2 protein-coding genes are annotated in these 4,891 nt (G+C 65.4%); both read right to left on the bottom strand.

All coding sequences use genetic code 11. The annotated features are described in order from the left end of the window. Positions 1 to 299: 299 nt before the first annotated feature. The gene (locus ACRWNP_RS36920) at positions 300 to 2,651 is read right to left on the bottom strand and encodes a preprotein translocase subunit SecA (RefSeq protein ID WP_431969352.1); all 2,352 of its coding nucleotides are present in this window, start codon (positions 2,649 to 2,651) and stop codon (positions 300 to 302) included. 242 nt (positions 2,652 to 2,893) lie between these two features. Beyond that, on the bottom strand, positions 2,894 to 4,891 hold a 1,998-nt coding region (locus tag ACRWNP_RS36925; RefSeq protein ID WP_431969354.1), incomplete at its 5' end, for a P-loop NTPase fold protein.

The raw sequence follows: 4,891 nt of genomic DNA on the forward strand, positions 1-4,891 counted from the left end.
GAGCGGATGCTCACGACACCGTGCTGGAAGTTGTCCTGGCCCTCGCTGGACACCGTGACCGTGGTGTTCTGCCGGTCGTAGATCTGCGCGCCCATACCTGTGCGTGGGTGTGTTGGTCGCAGCAGTTGTGCGTCAGCGTGTTCGGTTGTTGATTGCCTGGTCATGCGCTATCTACGCGGGCTGGTCTGCTGTCATGAGGTGACCAAGTAGCCGCTGTTTAGCGGCTGGGCGGGGCGGGTTGGCTGTCGTGGGGGTGGCTGTTCCTATCGCCGGAGGCGGTATCCGGCGAGAAATCGTGCCTACCGCTTCTGCTTGTGCCGTGCTGCGTTCCTCGCGCCGTCCTGCGGCCGCTTGGCGTTCGGGTGGATCGAGCGATGAAGTTCTGAGGGTGGCCGAAGGGACGACAAGATGGCCGTCAGCGCAGCATCAAGCGGCCCGGTGTACCCGTCGTAATAGATATCGAGGAGCTCGCGGGTTGGTTGGTCGTAGAGGAAGACGACACCTCTGGGCAGACCGAGCTGATGCTTCTTGGCCCGGAGGTAATCGCGGAGCCTCCTGTCGGCCTCGTCGGGGTCGGCTCCAGTCGGACGGGTGGCCCACACGAACAGCCAGCCCTCTGCCGGGTTGACGCTGGCCGTGAGCGGCATAGTCAGGCTACGGCCCTTGGGACTTGGACTGTCGAGGAGTTCATCGCCGTGGCGGGCGAACTTGTGCTGCACGTCGGTTGACCCCGACAGTAGCGTGGCACCGATGCTCAGCCAACCAGTGACATTGCGGGACTGCAACTCGTCGATCAGCGGCGCAAGCGGCGATGGCACCATCGCCGGCTTGGGCGCCAGTGCTGAACGCGCGCCGTCGCGTCCTCGGGTGTGGAACCACTGGTCCAGCGCATCGGTTCGGCTGGTCAGGAACGCTGGCTGTTGTGCTCGGTAGCGGCGCAGTTCGGCTGTGGCCGGCTCGGGCAGGAAGGGGAACGCCGCACGCACCTGCACGGGGTCGGGTTCCACCCAAAGGCCTGCCTCGAAGAAGTATAGGAACAGATCCATTTCGTCGGGCGCATGGAACATCACAGTGACTTCGGGGTTGCGGCGCCGACGCAGGTACAGCAGGAACTCGGCCGGACGCGCCACCAGTTCGGTGATCAGCTCGAGATCGTGCACGGACACCGTCCATGGAATGTTGCCCGTAGCCAGCAGACCGGCCCGAACCAGCTCGGCGGTGGCAGTCAGGACCGTCGATATGTCATCGAGACTGACGGCGATGGTGTGAATCTCACGGATATGGCTGAGGTCGATCCATCCCTCGTTTTTGCTGCGCAGGCCACCGTCCCGCTCGATGGCGTCGCGCATGCGCCCGGCCTGTTCGGCCGCTTTGGTGATGATGCCGGTCAGGTCGGTACGGATCCGTGCCGTCTTGCCCCCGCGGGATAGCGCGCTCAAGGCGACGGCCTTGTCCTCCACGATGATGGCCACATCGTCGAGGACGATGAGGTGGTCGCCCTCGGCGCGCTTGGTGTACTTCGACGGGTCGGCGGCCTCGGCTTCATCATCGCTCGCGGGCAGGTAGTACTCCAACCCGTCCCGGAATCGGGCGCCGGGAAGCACACGCTCCAGCGCGGCGTGTGTGCGGGATTCGAGAAGGTCTCCGCGGTGCTTGGCGTACTGGCTCCACACCGGGGCCGCCTTCTTCAGGTGTTCCTCGAGGTTCTCCCGCACAGCGAACACGTTCAACGCCGGATGCGGCAGCATCAGACGCCCGTCTGCGCCCACGATAAGTGGCCGCGTTCGCAGCGGGTTCCTTCCGCTGGTGAACGCCTCGACGACATCCATCGGACTGTCCGTCCCCAGGTCCAGGCGGAACCGCTCGACAACGGCCCGGACACACTCTTCGGCCAGGCCCGTATGCGCAACGATGTCGTCGATCGTGACAGTGGCCTGCTCGGCAGGTGGCTCGAACATCGACGTGACGCTGAGCCTGGCGTGTTCCGCCAGTTGACTGTCCGCCCGGCCTTCCTCCTCCGCCGCCATCGCGTCCAAGACCGCATTGCCCATCGCCTCAATGCGGTCGTTCAGCCTGTCCTGCTGCAGGTCGTGGCAGGAATCGAGGACAGCTATTGCAGCCGTGGCGTCGAAGCCCAGCTGCGCCTGCAGGGCTGCGCGGACGCTCTCAACGCCGTCAAGGAGCGCCAGATTGGTTTCCTCTACCATTTCCGGATATGACGGATTGCGCATCCACACTTCGGCGCCCCGAATGAACAAGGACACCATGGCGAGCTTGTCGGTCAGGTCAGCACGGGCGAATGAACTCAGCTGCGCAAGGTAGAGGATCTTGCCCAGTCCTTCCTTCGCGCTGGAGACGAAGTGGCTCATCTCCTGGAACCCGGCTTCGGCCGCGGCCGCCTTCCCTGTCTCCTGCCGGGCGGTCAGTGCAATCAGCGCCAGCAGTTCGACATAGACCGCGCCCGCTTCCGCGGTGACAGGTATTTCGCCCACGCGGGCCATCGGCAGGAATCGTTGACGAGCCACCTCGATGAGCCGGATCGCGTCGAACCGCCGCACCTCCACGACGAACTCCTCGATCGCCGCGGCGAAGGCCGCGTCAGCCTCAGACGCAGGGTCGTCGCCAGTGAAGGAGGCCATGAGTGTGGTCATGGCGGTCAAGGAATCCGCCATGACCTGCGCGTGCCAATCGAGCACCGGCGTCCCCGAGACGGAACGGCGTTGTCTCTTGTTGCGCGATTCACGGCGCTTCGTGCGAGAGCCCATTGACCAACTTCACCACACATTGCGGGCGGTCAGCGAAGAGTTTGGCATTGCACAGCCTCCTGGCGACAGCTGCCAGGTCAGGCGAGGCAACTGTTCCTATAGGTGGCTTTGAAGGGGGGATTGTGTCGTCACGGGGTTTCGGGGTTGGTTTGGTGCGGGTTGGGTCGGCGGTCGCGGAGTGCTTGGAGGATGTCGGCTTGGTGTTGGTCGGCGAGTTGCGGGGTGTCGGGGGAGTCGAGGTAGGGCGTGAGGCGGGTGTAGAGATCGTCGTGGGTGAACATGGCGTCGAGGCCGGCCCAGGTGTCGTTGTCGATGAGGGGGAACGGAACCTGTTGGGGGGTGATGAGTACGGCCAGGAGCGGGAGGAGGTCCCATCCGTTGTCGAGGCGGTCGCGCAGCCAGGTGCGGAGGCTGGCGGGGTGGGTGTGACGCCACATCCAGATCAGGATGCTGTCCTGCTCGGTGAGGTCTGAAGCCGGCTGTTGGGTGGCGGGGGCCAGGTGTTCGGTCAGGCGACCGGTGAGGGTGTCGCGAGCGGTTGCGGCCCATGGTTCGGTGGTGGTTGTGTTCTCCCGTGTGGCGTCGTCGGTATTGGTGGCGCTGTGGAGGGTTCGGGTAGCGAGGACTGCTCCGTGGTAAGTGGCTGCCATGGCGGCCACAACGGTGGGCCGCTGTTCGGGGGGCAGGTCGAGGAGGAGGCTTGGGGCGAAGGCGCGTACCCGCCGGTCGGCACCCAGCAGGCCCATCGCTTCGGGCTGCGCGGTCAGCTGGCCGTAGTTGTCGGCCATGGCCTGGAGTAGCGCGGCCGCGGGCACGGGGGCGCCGTCGGCACGTGCTTGGTCGATGCGTCGGACGATGCGGTGGGTGTCGTCTGTGAGCCGGAGCAGTAACTGTGCGGCCTCAACGCCCTCGGTTCCTGATGCCATTTGGGTGAGGGCCTGCGCGAAGACGGCTTCTGGGAGGTCGTCGTCGGGGATGCCGAAGACGACGTACCGGTCGAAATGATCCGGGCTGCCGATCCCGCGCCGCCATGCCGCCGCACGGGGCCCGTTACCGATGGCCTGCTGGACGGCCGGGAACAGCAGCGTGAGGAGTCCGAGTACCCCGTCGAGGTTGTCCTGGACGACACCGGCATGGTGTAGGCGTTGCTTCCATCGTTCGGCGCGCTCACCGGGTCTGGAGTCGCGGCCCAGCGCCGGGTCGAGACTGGTGCCGGTCAGTTCGGCGCGGTGTCGTCCCAGCATCCGGTAGACGCGTGGCTCGCTGGTCCGCAGGAAGGTGACGATCAGGAAGTCGACGAGGTCCACCTCCCCGGCCAGCGAGCCGAGTGTCGGGCCGGCCTGGCCGAAGTAGCGTTTGATGGCCCGCGGGGTCCGAAGCCGGTCTTGGAGGTGCCGGAAGTACGCCTCGGAGAAACGCTGCTCCTGAGCCGGGCTCATGGACACCCCGTGGGAGTCAAGCAGGGCGTTCAGGAGGCGGGTGGTCATGGCGATGATGTCGCGATCGCGGAAGGCCGGAAGGTCGAGCCGGACCTGGATGAGCTTTTCCAGGAATTCCTGGGCGCGCTGGTCGTTCGAACCGACCAGGTCGGTTCGTTGGAGGACGTCCAGCAGGGTCTGTTCGTCGAAGCTGATCAGGTAGTACACGTTGGGCAGGTGGCCGACCAGGCGGATGAGCTTGAAGACGACCAGCAGTTCTTGGGGGGTGAGCCGGTCCAGGTCGTCCATGACCACCAGGACGGGTAGCCCTGCCTGGCGCAGGGCCGTTTCGGCGGTGTGTTTGGCGGCTGAGGCGCTGGTGTCTCCGGCTATCCGGTCGGATACGTGCTTGATCAGCTCCGAGGAGTCCAGGCCGAGCAACCCTGTGAGCTTGCCCAGCGGGCTGATCGACTGGCCGAACGCCCCGACTTTCCTGCGAAGGTCGGACCACTGGCCATCGTCCGGGAGGGCTGCGCGGATCTCACTGAAGAGCGCCAGCGTCAGCGACTCGAGGTCGGAGTACATCCAGGGGTTCAGTTCAGCGACCGACCAAGCGCCGGTGCTGCTGGCCGCGCTCTTAACTGATCGTTTCAGAATGACGTGCGGAGTCGTCGGAGGCAGATGATGCTGCAGGCGAGTTCCAGGAGG

The organism is Actinacidiphila sp. bgisy160 (assembly GCF_965342435.1).
Lineage (GTDB): Bacteria > Actinomycetota > Actinomycetes > Streptomycetales > Streptomycetaceae > Actinacidiphila.